16 protein-coding genes are annotated in these 16,304 nt (G+C 61.1%); 4 read left to right on the top strand and 12 right to left on the bottom strand.

Annotation, left to right across the window (positions count from 1 at the left end):
- Positions 1 to 35 precede the first annotated feature (35 nt).
- Positions 36 to 629, top strand: coding sequence for a PilZ domain-containing protein (locus ACWPWQ_RS08865; protein WP_247625709.1), 594 nt, complete (start codon positions 36 to 38; stop codon positions 627 to 629).
- 49 nt (positions 630 to 678) lie between these two features.
- Here ACWPWQ_RS08865 and greA read toward each other — a convergent pair whose 3' ends face one another.
- The 3 genes from greA to pomA all read right to left on the bottom strand — a co-directional run bounded on the left by greA (position 679) and on the right by pomA (position 2,961).
- On the bottom strand, positions 679 to 1,155 hold the full coding sequence (gene greA / locus ACWPWQ_RS08860; protein WP_139437343.1) for a transcription elongation factor GreA: 477 nt from the start codon (positions 1,153 to 1,155) through the stop codon (positions 679 to 681).
- A 145-nt stretch (positions 1,156 to 1,300) separates the two neighbouring features.
- Positions 1,301 to 2,194: a flagellar motor protein MotB gene (locus tag ACWPWQ_RS08855; RefSeq protein WP_139437341.1), complete on the bottom strand. Its 894-nt coding sequence runs from the start codon at positions 2,192 to 2,194 to the stop codon at positions 1,301 to 1,303.
- A gap of 8 nt (positions 2,195 to 2,202) precedes the next feature.
- Positions 2,203 to 2,961, bottom strand: coding sequence for a flagellar motor protein PomA (gene pomA / locus ACWPWQ_RS08850; RefSeq protein ID WP_139437339.1), 759 nt, complete (start codon positions 2,959 to 2,961; stop codon positions 2,203 to 2,205).
- 234 nt (positions 2,962 to 3,195) lie between these two features.
- Between pomA and xseB the strand changes: the two genes are divergently transcribed.
- Genes xseB through dxs form a run of 3 tightly spaced genes read left to right on the top strand, consistent with a single transcriptional unit; the run spans position 3,196 to position 6,225 of the window.
- Positions 3,196 to 3,447, top strand: a complete 252-nt coding sequence (xseB, locus tag ACWPWQ_RS08845) for an exodeoxyribonuclease VII small subunit (RefSeq protein ID WP_025326041.1) — start codon at positions 3,196 to 3,198, stop codon at positions 3,445 to 3,447.
- The gene (gene ispA / locus ACWPWQ_RS08840) at positions 3,448 to 4,338 is read left to right on the top strand and encodes a (2E,6E)-farnesyl diphosphate synthase (RefSeq protein WP_202046532.1); all 891 of its coding nucleotides are present in this window, start codon (positions 3,448 to 3,450) and stop codon (positions 4,336 to 4,338) included.
- A gap of 21 nt (positions 4,339 to 4,359) precedes the next feature.
- Entirely contained in the window at positions 4,360 to 6,225 is a 1,866-nt protein-coding gene (dxs, locus tag ACWPWQ_RS08835; RefSeq protein WP_454009584.1) for a 1-deoxy-D-xylulose-5-phosphate synthase, read from the top strand.
- A gap of 129 nt (positions 6,226 to 6,354) precedes the next feature.
- Here dxs and ACWPWQ_RS08830 read toward each other — a convergent pair whose 3' ends face one another.
- The 9 genes from ACWPWQ_RS08830 to ribBA all read right to left on the bottom strand — a co-directional run bounded on the left by ACWPWQ_RS08830 (position 6,355) and on the right by ribBA (position 16,262).
- The gene (locus ACWPWQ_RS08830) at positions 6,355 to 7,296 is read right to left on the bottom strand and encodes an ABC transporter permease (protein WP_025326038.1); all 942 of its coding nucleotides are present in this window, start codon (positions 7,294 to 7,296) and stop codon (positions 6,355 to 6,357) included.
- A 3-nt stretch (positions 7,297 to 7,299) separates the two neighbouring features.
- On the bottom strand, positions 7,300 to 8,274 hold the full coding sequence (locus tag ACWPWQ_RS08825) for an ABC transporter permease (RefSeq protein WP_202046534.1): 975 nt from the start codon (positions 8,272 to 8,274) through the stop codon (positions 7,300 to 7,302).
- Positions 8,275 to 8,369: 95 nt separating this feature from the next.
- Positions 8,370 to 9,926 carry an ABC transporter substrate-binding protein gene (locus tag ACWPWQ_RS08820; protein ID WP_106887629.1) on the bottom strand — a complete coding sequence of 519 codons (1,557 nt, stop codon included), beginning with the start codon at positions 9,924 to 9,926 and terminating at the stop codon, positions 8,370 to 8,372.
- Positions 9,927 to 9,984: 58 nt separating this feature from the next.
- Complete coding sequence (locus tag ACWPWQ_RS08815) at positions 9,985 to 11,709, bottom strand: dipeptide ABC transporter ATP-binding protein (RefSeq protein ID WP_139437331.1); 1,725 nt, start codon at positions 11,707 to 11,709, stop codon at positions 9,985 to 9,987.
- A gap of 672 nt (positions 11,710 to 12,381) precedes the next feature.
- Positions 12,382 to 12,870 carry a phosphatidylglycerophosphatase A family protein gene (locus tag ACWPWQ_RS08810; protein ID WP_454009583.1) on the bottom strand — a complete coding sequence of 163 codons (489 nt, stop codon included), beginning with the start codon at positions 12,868 to 12,870 and terminating at the stop codon, positions 12,382 to 12,384.
- Positions 12,867 to 13,826 (bottom strand): thiamine-phosphate kinase, encoded by a 960-nt coding sequence (thiL, locus tag ACWPWQ_RS08805; protein ID WP_454009582.1) that lies wholly within the window; start codon positions 13,824 to 13,826, stop codon positions 12,867 to 12,869. Before thiL ends, ACWPWQ_RS08810 begins: the two co-directional genes overlap by 4 nt.
- A gap of 57 nt (positions 13,827 to 13,883) precedes the next feature.
- Positions 13,884 to 14,297, bottom strand: coding sequence for a transcription antitermination factor NusB (gene nusB / locus ACWPWQ_RS08800; RefSeq protein WP_139437325.1), 414 nt, complete (start codon positions 14,295 to 14,297; stop codon positions 13,884 to 13,886).
- A gap of 14 nt (positions 14,298 to 14,311) precedes the next feature.
- Positions 14,312 to 14,782 carry a 6,7-dimethyl-8-ribityllumazine synthase gene (gene ribH / locus ACWPWQ_RS08795; RefSeq protein ID WP_139437323.1) on the bottom strand — a complete coding sequence of 157 codons (471 nt, stop codon included), beginning with the start codon at positions 14,780 to 14,782 and terminating at the stop codon, positions 14,312 to 14,314.
- Positions 14,783 to 15,152: 370 nt separating this feature from the next.
- Entirely contained in the window at positions 15,153 to 16,262 is a 1,110-nt protein-coding gene (ribBA, locus tag ACWPWQ_RS08790; RefSeq protein WP_454009581.1) for a bifunctional 3,4-dihydroxy-2-butanone-4-phosphate synthase/GTP cyclohydrolase II, read from the bottom strand.
- Positions 16,263 to 16,304: the final 42 nt, after the last annotated feature.

Raw genomic sequence — 16,304 nt, 5'->3', positions numbered from 1 at the left:
CCTTAACCTGCGATGAATACTTGCGGACACCCACTATGGACAAGCATCAGATTCTCACCGACGAGGAGCTGGCCATGCTGCAGGACTTGGGAGATGCCGAGGACATGGCCGCCGGCCAGTTCCTGCGAGGCAACCTGAGTCTTCCCCTACAGAGCCTGTTGCAACGGGCCAGCCCCTTGACGATCGAGGCCCGCATCGCCGGCCACCAACTGCGTTTTCCGCTACATTGTACCCTGGCGGCGGAAGGCCACACCGAGTTGCGTATCGCCGCCCCCACCATCACTGAGCTGGGCTCCCCTCACCTGCGCGCCTGGCGACTCGATGAGAAAGCCGTCCTGCATACCAGCGATGCCGAGTATGAGGTGCACAGCCTCTCCCTCGGTGGTCTCATCGTGGCCGGTTTGCCACCGACGCTGGCCAAGGGCGACCGGCTGCACGGCACCCTCGGCATAGAGGGCTTGCCCCCCCTGGCACTGAGCGGCACCCTGATAAGGCATGTCCAGTCCCACCAGAAGCACCATGACTGGGCCTTGAAATTCCAGCTGGACAAGGGAGACCAGGAGCAACTGCGGGACTGGCTCTTCCAGCGTCATCAGGACGCCTTCGTCCAGACCTATCAGGGGGACTAAATGCAACAGGGGAGCCGGGGCTCCCCTGTCTGTCTTTGTCAGAACTCAATCAGAGATAGGCGACTTCCAGAATTTCGTACTCAACGTCGCCACCCGGCGTCTTGACGATGGCCACATCGTCCACTTCCTTGCCGATCAGGGCACGGGCAATGGGCGAGTTCACGGAGATCATGTTCTGCTTGATGTCCGCCTCGTCGTCACCCACGATGCGGTACACCACTTCCTCTTCCGTCTCGCTCTTGAGCAGGGTCACGGTCGCACCGAAGATGACGCGGCCATTGTTGGCAATCTTGGTGATATCGATCACCTGGGCATTGGAGAGCTTGCTCTCAATCTCCTGAATGCGGCCTTCACAGAAACCTTGCTGCTCGCGAGCGGCATGGTACTCGGCGTTTTCTTTCAGATCACCATGTTCACGGGCATCAGCAATCGCTTCGATAATCTGGGGACGCAGCTCGCTCTTCAGATAGTCGAGCTCTTGACGCAGCTTTTCAGCGCCGCGAACAGTCATCGGAGTATGATTCATAGTCGAAACCTGGGTTGCTTTATAAAGAGAAGCTGCGGCAATCAAAGAGAGCCGCAGCTATCGGTTCGGATGAGGCATCTTAATATGAAGCCGTCACAAAATCCATGTCAGCCCCTGCGAGCGGGATCGCGCTTCCTGGCGAAAGCTACTTGGGATCCGCCACCCCGATAGGGGCAGATACCGTCGGTTTGCCCTGCATGATGGCGATCTCCACCCGCCGGTTCATGCGCCGGTTCTCCGGGCTGTTGTTCGGCACCAGCGGCTGGGAGTCCGCCATGCCCTGCACCACCAGGCGGTTGCCGTCAAAGCCGGGCACCTTGATCATCTGGTGGGCCACCGCCACCGCCCGCTGGGACGAAAGCTCCCAGTTGGACTGGAACAGCTCGTCTTCGGTGGCGACGTCATCGGTATGACCGGAGACGGTGATCTCCCCCGGCACATCCTTGAGCAGGGTCGCGACTTTACGGATCACCGGCCAGAACTGGGGCTGCAGGAAGGCGGAACCTGCCGGGAACGCCGCCTTCTCGCGGATGCGAATGATGATCTGCTGACCCAGCGCCTCTATCTCGATGGCACCGTCCTGGATCTGGGCCTGCATCTGCTCGGCCAGCGCCTTGGCCAGTTCGTTGGACTGCTGCTGCGCCTTCTGGGCCTGCTGGGCGGTGTCGCCCCCGCTCTGCTGACCCTCGGTCTTGTCATGCCCCCCCGCCTGATCCGCATCCCCGGGCTGAAAATCCAGCTCGGTCTGGGTCATGTCTATGGTCTGCTGCATGATGGTGTCGATGGGAGTCGGTTCGGGCCGGCCGGGGCGAAACTCCTGGGCGATGACCGAGGTCCCCTTGGGAATATCCTTCACCTCCAGGATGTTCTGCACCCCGAACGCCTTCTCCATGGAGCCGGCGATCTGCTTGAACTTCTGTACATCCATCTCCGCAAAGGAGAGCAGCAGCACGAAGAAGCACATCAACAGGGACATCAGATCGGCGAAGGTACCCATGTAACCGGGCAGGCCGGGAGGCGGACACTTGCACTTTGCCATGGGGCCTCCTATTCAACCCCGTTGTTGCGTTTGGACTGATTCAGGTAGTTCTGCAGCATGGCCTGGATCACGCGAGGGTTCTGACCATCCTGAATGCCCATGATGGCGTCGAGGATCAGGGTGCGGCTCAGTTGCTCCTCGCCGCTGCGCAGCTCCAGCTTGTCGGCGATGGGGATGGCGATCATGTTGGCCTCGATCGCCCCGTACAGCGTGGTCAGCAAGGCCACCGCCATGGCCGGGCCGATGGACTTGGGATCACTCATGTTCGCCAGCATGGCCACCAGCCCCACTAGCGTACCTATCATCCCCATGGCGGGGCCGAGGTCGCCGAGGGAGCGAAACACCTTGACGGCGATGACGTGGCGCTCCGAGGTCAGCTCTATGTCTTTTTCCATCACGGCGCGCACCACGTCGGCGTCATGGCCGTCCACCAGCATGTCGATGCCCTTCTTCATGAAGGGATTGGGGATCTCCGCCGCTTCCAGCGCCAGAAAGCCTCCCTTGCGGGCCGCGTCCGCCAGCTCCACAGCCTTGGCAATCAGGTCATCGAGCTTGTCGCCCTTGTACATGAAGGCCTTGCCCGCAACCTTGAACGCCATCAGGAACTGGCTGAGGTTGAACTTCATCATGCAGATGAAGAGGGAACCCAGTATGGTGATATAGACCGAGGGCATATCCACATACATGCTCATGGGGCCACCCAGCAGCATGCCGTACACCACCACCCCGAATCCCAGCACTATGCCTATCAGACTGCCTAAATCCACATCCCTACTCCTGTCACCGAACTTGCCATCTATTTATATTTTGTTGAATTTTCTGCTATTGCGCCCCTGGCAGCAAGCCCGGCACACCTCAATAACCCATCGGCAGTACATGGATGCCAGCCCCTTTCTATCGGCCGCAGTCAGGATAGTTTGAGGACGGCACACTTTTCTGCCTCCCCCCTGTGCCCGGTCGATGTTAAGATGAGCCGTTTTTTTCAATCCCCGAGGATGGACATGGCCAGTAAAAAAATCGACCGTCTGAGTTTTGATGCCACCCTGGAAGAGCTGGAAACCATAGTGCATCAACTCGAACAGGGGTCGCTCCCCCTCGAGGAGGCACTCAAACAATTCGAACAGGGCATCCATCTGGTGCGGGCCGGCCAGCAGAAGCTGGAGCAGGCCGAGCAGAAGATCCAGATCCTCCTGACCCAGGCCGACGGCAGCGAACAGGCGGTCCCCTTTCGATCAGAGCAAGGAGAGGAGTGAGTGACCCTGGACGATTTCTCCCGCCTGCACCGGCGCCGCATCGACGACTGTCTCTCGGCACAGCTTGAGGCTCTGCCCGCCATGGCGCCGCGCCTGCGGGACGCGATGAAATACGGCCTGCTGCTCGGCGGCAAACGGGTACGCCCCTTCCTGGTCTACGCCGTGGGCGAGATGCTGGGGGTGCCAAGCGAGCGGCTCGACGGCCCTGCCGCCGCGGTGGAGTGCATTCACGCCTACTCCCTGCTGCACGACGATCTGCCCGCCATGGACAACGACGATTTGCGCCGCGGCCAACCGACAGTCCACAAGGCGTTCGATGAAGGCACCGCCATCCTGGCCGGTGATGCCCTGCAGACCCTGGCCTTCTCCATCCTGGCGGATCATCCCCTCCCCGACGAGCTGCTGGCCAACCGGGTACGGATGCTGAGTGCCCTGGCCCGCGCCTCCGGCTATCTCGGCATGTGCGGCGGTCAGGCGCTGGATCTGGAGGCCGAAGGCCGCCGGATCAGCCTCGCCGAGCTTGAGCAGGTGCACCGCCACAAGACAGGTGCGCTCATCGAGTGCGCCGTCACCCTGGGGGCCCTGTGCAAGGCCGACGTGGAACCCGCCACCCTGGCCGCGCTGCAAACCTATGCCGCCGCCATCGGGCTCGCCTTCCAGGTGCAGGATGACATCCTCGACATCACGGGCGACACCGCCACTCTGGGCAAGCCGCAAGGCTCGGATCTGGCGCAGGAGAAGAGCACCTATCCGGCCCTGCTCGGTCTCGACCCTGCCCGTGAGCTGGCTCGCGAACTGCATGACAAGGCCTTAACAGCCCTGCAATCCTTGCCCTACAATACCGACATTCTGGAAGCGTTTGCCGATTACATCATCGAGCGAACCCACTAAACGCTGGATAACAGTAACAATATGAGCGTTGATATTAGCGATTTCCCCAACCTGGCCCTCGCGGATACGCCGGTCGAGTTGCGATCCCTGCCCAAAGAGCGGCTGCCCATTCTGTGCGAAGAGCTGCGCGAGTATCTGCTGCGCTCGGTGAGCCGCTCCAGCGGCCACTTCGCCTCCGGCCTAGGCACAGTCGAGCTGACGGTGGCGCTGCACTACGTCTACAACACCCCCTTCGATCGATTGGTGTGGGACGTAGGCCATCAGGCCTATCCCCACAAGATCCTGACCGGTCGGCGCGAGCGCATTCACACCATTCGCCAGAAAGATGGCCTGCACCCCTTCCCCTGGCGGGAAGAGAGCGAGTATGACGTGCTCAGCGTGGGCCACTCCAGCACCTCCATAGGTGCCGCCCTCGGCATGGCGGTTGCCGCCGAGAGCGAGGGGCTGGGCCGCAAGGTGGTGGCCGTCATCGGTGACGGCGCCATCACGGCGGGCATGGCCTTCGAGGCCCTCAACCATGCAGGCGACGTCCACAAGGACATGCTGGTGGTGCTCAATGACAACGAGATGTCCATCTCCGAAAATGTCGGGGCGCTCAACAACCACCTGGCCAGGCTGATGTCCGGCAAGCTCTACACCACCATCCGCGAAGGCGGCAAGAAGGTGCTGGCGGGGCTGCCGCCGGTCAAGGAGCTGGCCAAGCGGGCCGAAGAGCACCTCAAGGGCATGGTGGTGCCCGGCACCCTGTTCGAGGAGTTCGGCTTCAACTACATAGGCCCCATCGACGGCCACGACATCCACGCTCTGGTCGAGACCCTGCGCAACATGCGCAACCTCAAGGGTCCCCAGCTGCTGCACGTCAAGACCAAGAAGGGCAAGGGCTACGAGCCCGCAGAGAAAGACCCTATCGGCTATCACGCCGTGCCCAAGTTCAACCCGGACGAGTGCGCCCTGCCCAAGAGCGCCGGCGGCAAGCCGACCTTCTCCGCCATCTTCGGCCAGTGGCTGTGCGACATGGCGGCGAAAGACGAGAAACTGGTCGGCATCACCCCCGCCATGCGCGAGGGCTCCGGCCTGGTCAAGTTCAGCCAGCAGTACCCGGATCGCTACTTCGACGTGGCCATCGCCGAACAACATGCGGTCACCTTCGCCGCCGGCCTTGCCATCGCCGACAAGAAACCCGTGGTCGCCATCTATTCGAGCTTCCTGCAACGGGCCTATGACCAGCTGATCCACGACGTGGCGCTGCAGAACCTGCCGGTGCTGTTCGCCATCGACCGCGCCGGTCTGGTAGGCGCCGACGGCCCCACCCATCAGGGGGCGTTCGACATCAGCTTCCTGCGCACAGTCCCGAACATGGTGGTGATGACGCCCTCCGACGAGAACGAGTGCCGCCAGATGCTCTACACCGGCTATCAGTGCAACCAGCCCGCTGCGGTGCGCTACCCCCGTGGCAGCGGCTGCGGCAGCGAGATCATGAGCGAGATGCAGGCACTTGAACTCGGCAAGGGCCGGATTGTTCGTCAGGGCAAGGGCACCGCCATACTGGCGTTCGGCACCCTGCTGCATCAGGCCAAGGCCGCCGCCGAGGCGCTGGACGCCACCCTGGTGGACATGCGCTTCGTCAAGCCCATGGACGAGGCCCTGGTGCTCTCCCTTGCCGCCTCCCACGATCAGTTTGTCACTCTCGAGGACAACGCCATCATGGGCGGGGCTGGCTCTGCGGTGAACGAGCTGCTGATGCATGCCAAGCAGTGCAAGCCTGTGCTCAATCTGGGGCTGCCGGATCGCTTCGTGGAGCAAGGCACCCAGGAGGAGATCTATGCCCAGCTGGGGCTGGATGCCGCAGGTATCCAGGCCAGCATTGAGGCCTGGCTGCAGGCCTGACGCAGAACGGCAGGCCCGACAAGGGCAAACACGAGCAATAAAGAAGGGCGCCATCAGGCGCCCTTCTTGTCATTCATGATGTCAAACCGGTTCACGGGCCGCCGCAGCGCACTCGTGAATCGCCCTCCATCAGCCCTTGTAGATCTTGGGGTTGAACACATCCCGCAACCAGTCACCCAGCAGGTTGATGACCAGCACCAGCACCACCAGGCAGATGCCCGGGAAGGCGGTGATCCACCAGGAGCCGGAGAAGATGTAGTTGAAGCCCACGCTGATGAGCGACCCCAGCGACGGCTGATCCACCGGCATGCCCAGCCCCAGGAAGGAGAGTGCCGCCTCGCTCATGATGGCGTTCGCCACCTGCACGGTGGAGATGACCAGGATCGGCGACAGGCAGTTAGGCAGTATATGGCGGAACATGATGCGCGGGGCACGGAACCCCATCACCTGGGCCGCTTCCACGTACTCCTTCTTCTTCTCCGCCAGCACGGAGGCGCGCACCGTCCGGGCATACTGGGGCCATTCGGCGATGCCGATGATCACCACCAGCATCAGGATGGCGAACTTCGAGTAGAACTCGGAGCCAAAGGTCGCCTGGAAGATGGCGGAGATGATGATGGCCACCATCATGGTGGAGAACGACAGCTGCACGTCGGCAAAGCGCATCAGCAGGTTGTCGATGCGACCACCGAAGTAACCGGCGATGAGACCGATGACGATGCCGAGCACCAGCTGCAGGCCGACGGCGAACAGGCCTATGGTCAGCGAGATGCGGGCGCCATAGAGGATGGTGCTCCAGATGTCCCGTCCCTGGTTGTCGGTACCGAGCCAGAAGCGCGCCTCGCCCCCTTCCAGCCAGGAGGGTGGCAGCTCCGCATCCATCAGATCGAAGCTGGTCTGGTCATAGACGTTGTGCGGTGCCAGCCAGGGCGCCAGCAGCGCCGCCAGTACGAACACCACAAACACCGCAAAGCTGAACATGGCTACCTTGTCCCGCAGGAAGTAGTAGACGATGTCAGAGTTCTTGAATCGCGCCCAACGGCTTGGGCTTGCAGTTACAGCGTTAGTCATCTGTTACCCCTTGGCGGTCAGGTTGACGGTCGGGTTGATGAACCCGTAGAGCAGGTCGACCAGGGTATTGGTCACCACGAAGATAAGGCCCACGAAGATGACGTAAGCGGTGATCAGCGGGGTATCGACCCGGTGGATCGCCTCGAGGAACAGGAAGCCCGTCCCCGGCCACTGGAACACGCTCTCGGTCAGTATGGTGTAGGCCACCATGGTGCCGATCTGCACGCCGCCGACTGTGATGACCGGCAGCATGGTGTTCTTCAGGGCGTGCTGGTAGTAGACCTTGTTATTGTCCAGCCCCTTGGCACGGGCGAACTTCACGTACTCGGAGGAGAGCTGCTCCAGCATCTCTGAGCGTACCAGCCGGATGAACAGCGGCAGCATGATGGAGGAGAGGGACACAGCAGGCAGGATCAGGTGCAGTATGCCGTCCCAGGTAAAGAAGCCCGACTCCCAGCCCAGCAGATTGTAAGTCTCGCCACGGCCATAGGCCGGCAGCCAGCCTAGCTGGATGGAGAAGAGGTACATCAGCATGATGGCGGTCAGGAAGACCGGGATCGAGATGCCGATGCTGCTCACCGCCATGATGAGCTTGGTCAGGAAACTGCGCGGTCTTATCGCCGAATAAACCCCCAGCGGAATGGAGACCACGACGATGATGAGCGCAGCGGCAAACACCAGCTCAAGGGTAGCCACCAGCTTGTCGAGGATCACCTCGAGGGCCGGTCGCTTGAAGAAATAGGAGGTGCCCAGATCCCCTTGCACCGCGTTCTGCAGGAAGCGGCTGTATTTCACCAAAAAGGGATCGTTGAGGCCCATTTTGTCGCGCAGCTCCTGGCGCACGGACTCGGAGACGGATTGTCCCACCAGCTCGCGTAGCGGATCCCCCAGGTTGTCCTGGATGGAGAAGGCGACCAGGCTGATGACGAACATCACTATCACGGCCTGATAGAACCGTTTCAGCAGGAATGTAAACATGCTTGTCCTTCTACGTGGCCTGTGTCTTGGCACAGGCTTCTGTTAATGGCGGGGCACCCATGGACGCCCCGCCAGGTCCTTCCTTAGCGCTTCACTTACTTGTTGACCACCAGGTCACCCAGGTAAGGGAAGTTCATCACGTTGACCACAGGCTTGATGTCGACGTTCTTCTTGGCACCGTAGGCCAGGTCTTCCCAGTGCAAGGGCACATAGGCAGCGTCGTCGATCAGCATGGCTTCCACCTTCTGCAGGATGGCGGCACGCTTGGCCGGGTCGGTTTCGGTGTTCGCTTCCATCACCATCTTGTCAGCCTCTGCGTTGGCATAACCGCCGCAGTTGTACTGACCCATGCCGGTCTTGGCATCCTTGGTGAAGGTCAGGAACTCGAAGAAGTTCGCACTGTCTTCGGTGTCGGAGTGCCAGCCGATCAGCTGCATGTCGGAGGCGCACTTGTCAAACTCGGGCCAGTACTGGGCCACCGGCATGGTCTTCAGATCCACCTTGATGTTGATCTTGGACAGCATGGCGGAGACGGCCTGGGCGATCTTGACGTCGTTGACGTAGCGGGCAGCCGGGGAGATGAAGGTCATCTTGAAGCCCTTCTCGTAACCGGCTTCCTTCATCAGCTCCTTGGCCTTGGCCAGATCATACTGGGGCTTGAGCGCCTCGTTGTAACCGGCATAGCCTTTCGGGCTCAGCTGGCCAGCGGGGGTACCGAAGCCCTTGTTGATCTTGTCGACTATGCCCACCTGGTTGATGGCGTAGTTGATCGCCTGACGCACGCGCTTGTCTTTGAGCGCCGGGTTGGTGTTCTGGTTCAGCTCGATGATGATGGCGCGGGTACCGGACAGGGTCACCAGCTGGGAATCCTTGCCGTTCTTCACGCGCTCCAGATCGTTCGGGGCAACCGGGTAGATCATGTCCACGTCACCACCCAGCAGGGCGGCTACGCGGGTCGCGTCTTCCTTGATCGGCACCACGGTCAGGTTCTGGACGTTGCCCTTGGAGGCCTTGTCCCAGTAGTTGGCGTTGCGGGCATACTCCAGCTTCACGCCCTGCTCGCGGAACTTGACGCTGAACGGACCGGTACCGGAAACATGGGTAGAGGCATAGGAGTCGCCGTTCTTGACGATGGCGGCCTTGTCCTTGCCGGCTTCATCCTTGCCGCTGTAGAACTTGGAGTCCATCGGGAAGATGTAGGTGACGGTCTGCAGCACCAGCGGGAACGGCTTGGCGGTGACGAGATCCACGGTGAAGTCATCCACCTTCTTGGCTTCGGCGATGGGGTCGAAAATAGCCTTGAAGTCCGGGGAGGCCTTCAGACGGTTGACGGTCCATACCACGTCATCGGCGGTGAAGTCGTTGCCGGAGTGGAACTTGACACCCTTGCGCAGGTGGAAGCGGACGGTCTTGTCGTCGATGCGCTCATACTTCTCGGCCAGACGCGGCTCGAATTGCAGATCCTGGGTGTAACGCATCAGGGGATCGAACACCAGGTGAGACATCTCCAGGGTCTGACCGGAGAGCTGCTCCTGCGGGTCCAGCGAGGTGGCGTCGGAGGCGACGGCAACCTTGATGTCGGCGGCAGAAACGTTGAACGCGAGACCAGCGGCGAACAGCGCCATGGCGATCTTGGATAATCCTTTCTTCATGTCTTTCTCCATGCTTTTGGCTTTTTATTGACAGACAAACCGGCGAACCGGTGCTTTCCTAGCTTGCGATTTCCAGCCCCTCGCGGGACATTCCCTTAAATTCCGGCATGAGGGAGATCAGCTTTCGGCTGTACTCATGCTCGGCATTGGTAAACAGTTTTTCGGTCTCCGCGACCTCCACCAGGTGGCCGTGCTGCATCACGCCGATGCGGTCGCACATCTGGCGGATGACCGGCAGATCGTGGCTGATGAACAGCATGGTCAGCCCAAGCTCCTGCTGCAAATCCTTGAGCAGGTTGAGGATCTGGGCCTGCACCGAGACATCCAGCGCCGAGGTGGGCTCGTCGCAGATGAGGAAGCGCGGCCGGGTCGCCAGGGCGCGGGCGATGGAGATACGCTGGCGCTGACCACCGGAGAACTCGTGGGGATACTTGACCCCGGCCCCGCGGCCGAGACCGACGTGATCCAGCAGATCGCTCACTATGCCCTCAATCTGGCTCTCGCTGGTCGCCAGTTTGTGGAAGCGGATCGGCTCGGCGATGATGTCACGCACCTTCATGCGCGGGTTCATCGAGGAGTAAGGGTTCTGGAACACCATCTGCATCTGGCGGCGCAGCGGGCGGCGCTCATGCTCCCCTTTCAGGGCGGTGAGATCGATCCCCTCGAAGAAGATCTTGCCGGTATCGGGTGGATAGAGGCCGGTAATGGCGCGGGCTATGGTGGATTTGCCGGAGCCCGACTCCCCCACCAGACCGAAGGTCTCACCCTCGAAGATCTCGAAGCTGATGTTGTTGCAGGCGCGCACGTACTGGCGGCGGCTCGGGAAGATGGAATCCTTGGTGACAAACTTCAGATCCACGTTCTCCACCCGCAGCAGGGCCCCTTCATAGGCGCGCTCGTCCTGACTCTGGCCGAGCCAGTGGGTCTTGAGATCGATGCTGAGATCCGGCGCACCGGCATCCTCTATGTAGGAGACCAGGGGGAAGCGCACCAGCTTCACATCGGAACGGGGCACCGCCGAGATGAGGCTGCGGGTATAGGGGTGGCTGGGGCGACCCAGCACCTGTTCTGTGGTGCCGAACTCCACCAGATCCCCGCGGTACATGACAGCCACCTTGTCGGTGACGTTGGAGACCACGCCCATGTCGTGGGTCACCAGCATGCAGCCTACCTGACGCTCCTTGCAGAGGTTGCGGATGAGCTGGAGGATCTGATCCTGAATGGAGACGTCCAGCGCCGTGGTCGGCTCATCGGCGATGATGAGCTCGGGATCCCCAGACAGCGCGATGGCGATGACCACCCGCTGGCGCATGCCACCGGAGAACTGGTGCGGGTACTGCTTGATGCGCACTTCCGGCTGCGGGATCCCGACCGCCCCCATCAGCTCGAGCGCCTTGGCAAAGGCGGCCTCGCGATTGAGATCGGTATTGGCCAGTATGGTCTCCACCAGCTGCTGTTCAACGGTGAACAACGGATTGAGGGAGGTCATGGGATCCTGGAAGATGAAGCCGATACGGGAGCCACGGATGGCCCGCATCTCGTTCTGGCTCTTGCCGGAGATGAGTTCGCCGTTGAGGTAGATATCGCCACGGGCGATGCGACCGGGCGGGCTCAACAAATCGATGACGGCATTGCCTATGGTGGACTTGCCGGCACCTGATTCACCGACCACTCCGACGATCTCGCCTTTTTCCACGGAAAAAGAGAGATCCTTGACCGCGGCCAGCACCCCATAGCGGGAGGGGTACTCGATCCGCAAGTTTTTCACTTCGAGCAAGGACATGGTTACCTCTGCGGGGGACATCCGTCCCAAATAATTCGTCCGTAAATCAGCCGCAGATGCTGGTTGTGCCTTGGTACTTAATGTTGAGAGCTTCTCTTGTGCAGTAAACGCTCAATCCATGAGGCAGCCAAACCAGCGATCCGGGCGGGTTTTTTGCATTTTTTTGGAATAACCCGCGAGTAAGTTAGTCGGTTTGCCCGCGGGTGTAAATGATCCAGTTATACAATTTCGCAATACTTTGCGCAGATAACGCACTAGCCATTGGCGCAAAATGTCGATAAATATCACATTAACAGAGATTGTGATGGCAATGCGAGAGATTAGCTTATTTAAATTTCAACAAAGATGTAACAAGCAATCGAATTCACTATTCAATGCCGAGTGCGCAGCTTCGAATGAGTAGTGAATATTTATGTGAAATGATTTTTTAACGGCAGCATATCTGGATGAAGGAAAACTAAGCAGAGATAAATAGGGTCAACTCAGAATGATCTGCCAGAGCCCAATTCGCCATCACCGGACAAGGCGGGGGGATTGCATACAAAAAGGCGCAGTCCCATCAAGGAACTGCGCCTCACGCTTAATTGTATGGAAAGAGCGGGCAGACAGACGATGAAACTGCGCGGCAGCGAGGGCCAGGCCCGCCATGACGGCCGTGATCGCCGACCCGCCTTACCAGCGGGCCAGCAACTGCATGCAGAGCAGGGCGAACAGGCCGGCGATGAGATCATCCAGCATGATGCCGAGCCCGCCGTGAATACGACGATCGAACCAGGAGATGGGCCAGGGCTTGAGCACGTCGAACAGCCGGAACAGCACGAAGCCGGCCAGCACCCACTCCCAGCCGGCGGGGGCCGCTATCATGGTGACGCCGAACCCTATCACCTCGTCCCAGACAATGGCACCGTGATCCGGCATGCCGATGGCATCGGTGGCCGCCTGGCAGATGCGGATACCCGCCACGAACCCCACCGCCAGCAGGGCGATGAACCAGGGGGTCGGCAGACCGCTCACCAGCAGGTAAAGAGGGATAGCGGCGAGCGTCCCCATGGTCCCCGGCGCCCTGGGGGAGAGACCGGCACCAAAGCCCAGCGCCAGCAAGTGGAGCGGGTTCTTCAGGCTCAGGCCTGTCAGCTCGGGCCTTATCTTGAAAAAGCTCATGCGAAGTGATCCCAGCCCTTGAGATGAAGCTCGACCGGCTGCTCATCCTGCACATAGTCGATGCCGGGGTCGCCGGCCTGGATGCGGCCGATGCGGGTGAACCTGACGCCACAGTTGGCCAGCGCCGTGTCCAGGGCACCGTGATGCTCTTGTGGCACGGTGAAGCAGAGCTCGTAGTCATCCCCACCGGCCAGCGCCAGCTGCCAGGCATCCCGTGCGGGCACGGCGTCCTGCAACACCGGCGAGAGGGGCAGCAGGTCGAGATCGATCTGGGCCCGCACGCCGGACGCCTTGAGGATGTGGCCGAGATCGGAAGCCAGGCCGTCGGAGAGATCCAGCGCACTGCTCGCCAACCCGCGCAGGGCTTGTCCTGCCAGAATGCGGGGATGGGGATGATCGAGCCTGGGCAGCACGGCCGCCAGCTGGTTCTCGTTGAGGGTGCGCTTGCCCAGCAGATGGGAGAGGGCCAGGGCCGCATCCCCCAGGGTGCCGGTGACATAGATGCCGTCCCCTACCCTGGCGCCGCTGCGCATCAGGGCACGACCGGTCGGCACGGATCCCTTCACCGAGACGGTGATGGAGAGTGGCCCGCGGGTCATGTCCCCCCCCACCAGGGCCACATTGTAATATTCGGCGAGCTCGAGGAACCCTTCCGCAAAGCCCGCAACCCAGGCCTCGTTGACGGCGGGCAGGGTCAGCGCCAAGGAGACCCAGCGCGGCTCTGCCCCCATGGCGGCGAGATCGGAGAGGTTGACCGCCAGCGCCTTGTAGCCCAGATCCACCGGATCCATGTCCGGGAAGAAGTGCACGCCGCTCACCAGGGTATCCGTGCTCACCGCCAGCAGGGTATCGGCGGGCAGGGTCAGCAGGGCACAGTCATCCCCTGGGCCCATCACCACGTCCTTGCGGGCGTGGGGGACCTTGAAGTACTTCTCAATCAGCTCAAATTCACCCATACAGTAAAAAGCCAGCGGTTAGGCTGGCTCCTCTCTTAATGCTGATGGACGTCAGGATCAACGCTTGGTCAGCGTCTTGATCACCTTGTCCAGTACACCGTTGACAAACTTGTGGCTGTCATCGGCGGCGAAGGCTTTGGCCAGCTCGATCGCTTCGTTGATCACCACGCGCGGCGGCACATCATCACGACGGGTCAGCTCGTAGGTCGCCAGACGCAGGATCGCCTTGTCCACCATGTCCACTTCTTCCAGCGGACGGGAGAGGAAAGGCGAGAACACCTTGTCCAGCTCGTTGCAGTGGACCGCTACCCCGAACAGCAGATCGCGGAAATAGCTCAGGTCCACACCCTTGGTGTCCTGATCGATCTTGAACTGCTCTTCGATGTCGCCCACGTTGGCCTGGGTCATCTGCCACTGGTAGATGGCCTGGGTGGCGCAATGGCGGGCCTTACGGCGCTCGGACGGTTTCAATGTACTTCTCCTCGTTACACGTCCAGCTGTTTCAGGACGTTGATCATTTCGAGCGCGCTCAGTGCAGCCTCTGCACCCTTGTTACCCGCCTTGGTACCGGCGCGCTCGATGGCTTGTTCAATGTTTTCAGTGGTCAATACGCCGAAGGCGACGGGAATTTCATACTCCATCATCACCTGGGCCAGCCCCTTGCCGTTCTCGCTCGCCACCAGTTCGAAGTGATAGGTGCCGCCACGGATGACGGTACCGAGCGCGACTATGGCGTCGTATTGACCGCTCTTGGCCAGCTTCTTGGCTGCCAGGGGAATTTCGACGGCACCCGGCACGCGCACCAGGGTGAGATTGCTGTCCTGGACCTGGCCTTGACGCTTCAGTACGTCGACCGCACCGTTCACCAGGCTGTCATTGATGAAGCTGTTGAAACGGGCAACGACAATAGCAACACGCGCCTCGGGAGCGGCGATATTCCCTTCGATAATCTTCATTGGAAATCCTGTCTCTGTGCAATCAATAGGGGCCGGGGCCAAAAGTGCACGCATTCTAGCACAACAGAGCCGCGACAAAAAACCATGGCCGCAACGAGCGGCCAGGATAGTCATTCAACCCGTCAGGGGCTTGCTCGCCGACGTACTCCACCACCTCGAGGCCGAAGCCGCTGGCGAGCATGGTATTTCATCAAGCGAGCACCAGGGCGCTTACTCGCCGACGTATTCCACCACCTCAAGGCCGAAGCCGCTGGCGAGCATGGTATTTCATCAAGCGAGCACCAGGGCGCTTACTCGCCGACGTACTCCACCACCTCGAGGCCGAAGCCGCTGGCGAGCATGGTATTTCGTCAAACGAGCACCAGGGCGCTTACTCGCCGACGTACTCCACCACCTCGAGGCCGAAGCCGCCGAGGGCATGGTATTTCTTCGGCGAGCTCAAGAGGCGCATCTTGCCGACCCCCAATGCCTTGAGGATCTGGGAACCCACGCCGACCCGGCGCGAGGTGCCCTGCCACTTGGCCCCTTCCGGTGCCAACCCCTTGTCGGCGGCTTCAAAGCCCTTGACCCGGGCCAGCAGCTCGGCGCCCTGGGCTTCGGCCCCCAGGATCACCAGCACACCACCCTCGGCGGCGATGCGGGCCATGGATTTGGGCAGCGGCCAGCTGCGGGCGCTGTGGCGATCCGTCAGCAGCAGATCGCTCAGCACGTCGTGCAGATGGACCCGTACCAGGGTCGGCTGGTCGGCTTTCACCTCGCCTTTCTTGAGGGCAAAGTGCACCTGGTTGTCTATGGTGTCGCGGAAGGTGACGAGGTCAAACTCCCCGAACTCGGTGGGCAGCTTGCACTCGGCCACCTTCTCCACCGTGGTCTCGTGCTGGTTGCGGTACTCGATAAGATCCGCGATGGTGCCCAGCTTGATGCCGTGCTGCTCGGCGAAGATCTCGAGATCGGGACGGCGCGCCATGGTGCCATCCTCGTTGAGGATCTCGACGATAACGGAGGCCGCCTCGTAACCGGCGAGACGAGCCAGATCGCAGCCCGCCTCGGTGTGGCCGGCACGGGTCAGCACGCCGCCATCCTGTGCCATCAGCGGGAAGATGTGGCCGGGCTGCACCAGATCGGCGGCCTTGGCGTTCGGTGCGACGGCGGCCTGGACGGTCACGGCGCGATCGGCGGCGGAGATGCCCGTGGTCACCCCTTCGGCCGCTTCTATGGTCACGGTGAAGGCGGTGGAGAACTGGGCGTTGTTGCGATCAACCATCAGCGGCAGCGCCAGCTGTTTGCAGCGATCCCGGGTCAGAGTCAGGCAGATGAGGCCACGGCCGTAACGGGCCATGAAGTTGATATCCTCCGGACGGACACAGGAGGCGGCCATGATGAGGTCCCCTTCGTTCTCCCTGTCTTCGTCATCCATCAGGATCACCATCTTGCCCGCCTTGATATCGGCAATGATTTCCTGGGTTGTGCTCAGCGCCATGGGCTACTCCATCAACATGCTTGGGGAATTGAGCCTGCCGGC

The organism is Aeromonas sp. Marseille-Q7275, from assembly GCF_965119515.1.
The sequence above is the reverse complement of the archived record's forward strand: the minus strand, read 5'-3'. Positions and strand labels throughout refer to the sequence as shown.